Origin of the sequence: Nocardioides sp. (assembly GCF_031422975.1) — a bacterium.
Lineage (GTDB): Bacteria > Actinomycetota > Actinomycetes > Propionibacteriales > Nocardioidaceae > Nocardioides.
The window spans coordinates 1-3,312 of record NZ_JANPEO010000180.1; the positions used below are offsets into that span (position 1 = coordinate 1).

3 protein-coding genes are annotated in these 3,312 nt (G+C 71.5%); all 3 read right to left on the bottom strand.

The features are described 5' to 3' along the window. Positions 1 to 53: 53 nt before the first annotated feature. Positions 54 to 920 (bottom strand): universal stress protein, encoded by an 867-nt coding sequence (locus RMO85_RS05720; protein WP_310527244.1) that lies wholly within the window; start codon positions 918 to 920, stop codon positions 54 to 56. A gap of 103 nt (positions 921 to 1,023) precedes the next feature. Continuing rightward, positions 1,024 to 1,995, bottom strand: a complete 972-nt coding sequence (locus RMO85_RS05725; protein ID WP_310527246.1) for an NADPH:quinone oxidoreductase family protein — start codon at positions 1,993 to 1,995, stop codon at positions 1,024 to 1,026. Between the two features lie 14 nt (positions 1,996 to 2,009). Then, on the bottom strand, positions 2,010 to 3,227 hold the full coding sequence (locus tag RMO85_RS05730) for a M15 family metallopeptidase (RefSeq protein ID WP_310527249.1): 1,218 nt from the start codon (positions 3,225 to 3,227) through the stop codon (positions 2,010 to 2,012). Positions 3,228 to 3,312: the final 85 nt, after the last annotated feature.

Here is a 3,312-nt window from a genome sequence, read left to right on the forward strand (position 1 = left end):
CACCGACTTCACGATGTCGGCCCCCGGCCCGGTGTCGACCAGCCGTGCCTGACTCATGCGCGCTCGCCGACCGGCACCAGGGCCACCGGGCAGGTGGCGTGCTCGACCACGGCCATCGCGACCGAGCCGCGGAGCAGTTGCGCCGCAGTGCCGCCGACGTGACTGCCGACCACCACGAGATTCATCCTGGCGGCCTCCTCCAACAGCCGGTCGGCGGGCAGGCCCCGCGCCAGCTCCGTGCGCACGGGCACGTCGGGATACTTCTCCTGCATCCCGCTCATGGACTCGGCGAGCAGGAGGCGTTCCTCCTCGGCGTCGCTCGATCGGACGTCGACCATGAAGGGGACCGCGACACCTGCCGTGGCGTCGTAGACCATCGAGTCGACGAACGTGTGCAGCACGGTCAGCGGAAGTCCGTGCAGGGAGGCGTGGCGGAAGGCGAACTCGAGCACTCCCAGTGACATCTCACTGCCGTCGACGCCGACGAGCACTCCGTTGCGGACGAGGCCCGGGTTGCCGGGTCGCACCACGACGACGGGGCAGGAGGCGTGTCTGGTCACGGCGACCCCCACCGATCCCAGCAGCAGCCTGCGCACCGGCCCACGACCGCGCGAGCCCACGACCACGAGGGCCGCCTGCCGCGACAACTGGAGCAGCGCCTCGCGTGGGTCGGCGACGATCAGCAGCTGGTGCACGGCCAACCCGTCCGCGCGGCGAGCGACCTCGGCCTGCGCCTCCTCCATGGTCGTCTGCCCGTCGCGGCTCTCGAGCGAGGCGGCGGCACACACGAGCGTCAGCGGACGCTTCTCGGCCACCGCCTGGTCAACTGCCCAGCCCAGCGCTGTGTGGGAGGACGCGGAGCCGTCCACTCCAACCACCACCGTGCCCGCCGGAACCCCGTGAGTGTTGATCGCCTCCATGGCCCTGTCCTCTCGTCACTGCCAGCCTGTGTCGCGAGCCAGCCGGACGTCAGGGCTCAAGGCACCCTCATGGCGGGACCAACGTCCCTGCGACGAGCCGGGATCAGGCCCTGAACCGCACGACCGACTTGCCGAGGGTCTTGCGGTCCGCCATGTCGATCAGCGCCTGACCGAAGCCTTCGAGGTCGTACGTCGCACCGATCGGTGGCTTGATGACGCCGGTCTCGATCATCGGCACCAGCTCACGCCACTGCTGCTGCATGAAGTCCTGCCGCGTCATCGCGTAGGCCCCCCAGCCCACACCGCGGACGTCGATGTTGCCCAGCAGCAACCGGTTGACCTTCACCTCGGGGATGCCCTGGCCGGCCGCGAAGCCGACGACCAGCAGGCGACCCTGCTCGGCGAGGCAGCGCAGGGAGTCGGTGAAGAGGTCGCCACCCACGACGTCGAGGACGATGTCGACCCCGCGGCCGCCGGTGAGGCCCTTGACCGCGTCGCGGAAGCCCTCGACGAGAACCGCTTCGTCCGCTCCCGCGTCGCGCGCGACCTGCGCCTTCGCGGGGGTGCTGACGACGGCGATGGTGCGGGCGCCGTACCCCTTGGCGACCTGGATCGTCGCGGTGCCGACGCCGCCCGCGGCGCCGTGCACGAGGACGGTGTCACCCTCGGCGATACCGCCGCGGTCCTTGAGCGCGAACTGTGCGGTGAGGTAGTTCATCGGCAGCGCCGCGCCCTCGTCGAAGGACATGGCGTCCGGCAGCGGGAAGGTCCAGATCTTCGGTGAGGCGACGATCTCGGCGGCGTTGCCCCAGCCGGCGACGCCGGCGACGCGCTGACCGGTCGTGAAGTCGCTGCTGCCCGGGTCGAGGACGACGCCGGCGAAGTCGACACCCAGGTTGAAGGGCGGCTCCGGCTTCATCTGGTACTCGCCGCGGCTCAGCAGCAGGTCGGGGAACGAGACGCCGACGCTGTGCACCTCCACGAGGACGTCGTGCGGGCCGGGCGTGGGGGCATCCACCTCACGCACGACGACGTCGGCGGGACCGGTGGGCGTGACGACCTGGACTGCGCGCATGGCGCCGAGCCTAGCTAGCCGCCGACCGCCTTCACCTCGCTGAGCTCGAAGTGCATCGGGTCGGTGTAGCGCCAGTCGCCGCCCCACGCGATGCCCCACGTCTTGAAGTTCGCGACCACGTCGCGGTTCATCTCCCCGACGGTGCCGCGGCCGTTGCCGGGCACGTTGAGGTCGAGCGCGAGGCCGAAGGAGTGGTTGGAGAGCGAGGTCGTGTTGGCGATGAAGCGCGGGTAGTAGCAGCCGGCGTACTCGTCGGGGTTGATCTCGCCCGCGAGCCCGCGCGACTGCACCTCCAGCAGCGCCGCCCGCAGCTGAGGGAAGAGGTCCTGGTGGCAGGTGACCGCACCGAGGATCGGCACCACCTCGGTGCGGATGTTGGCCGCCACCCACGAGGGCTCCGGGGCGATCCGGCCGCCGCCGAGGACGCGGTAGCGGTAGACGCCGACCACGCTGCCGAGGGTGCCACCGGTCGGGAGCGCGGTGAGCTGGGCGTCGGGGTCGAGCCCGAGCGTCGAGGCGATGTCGAGCATCTGCACCGACACGTCGTCGCCGACGAGGCGCTCGAGCGGCTTGCGGATCGTGGCGGGCGTGGTGCCATCCGTCGAGATCAGCAGGCCGTTGTCATCGGCCATCTCGATGTCCGCGGCCCACGCGGTGTTGACCACCATGTCGATCGTGGGGATCTGCGGGGTGTAGGCGCCGACGTGCAGCGTCGGGGAGTCGTCCTCGACGCCGAGCCGGATCGTCCCCTCCTCGTCCTGCAGCCGCCTGGCGACCGACCGGTCGATGGCCAGCTCACCCCCGGCGACCCGGTCCCAGGCCTCCTGGAAGTCGGCGACCTCGGCACGCGTGAAGTTGCGGTAGTCGCCCGGGTCGACCGCGGCGATCGTCAGCACCCGGTTCTCCAGGCTGACCTGGCCCAGGCCGATCCGCTCGGTGTGCGCCACGCCTTCCAGGCGCGAGATCTGCTTGACCAGCGCGTCGTCGAGGGGCTTGTCCCACTGCACCAGGATGTCCGCGCTCCACAGCCGGCCGTCGCGCCGGCCGGGAGGGTCGACCGCGTGTGCCGGGTCCGCCACCGGGACCGCGGGACTCGACGTCGCGGAGGACGGCTCCGGGCCCTTCTCCGTCACCGGCGAGGGCACATCGGCCGACTCCGGCTCGCTGCACGCAGCGAGCGCGAGGAGGAGGGCAGCCGTCGCCGCCAGCCCGGCCCCCCGTCGTACGCCCATGGACGAACTCTAGGCAGGGCCAGCCAGCCGGCGGGCGGGCGTCGCCGGAATCGTGAGCCACGAGACGACGCCGCCCAGGAGCAGG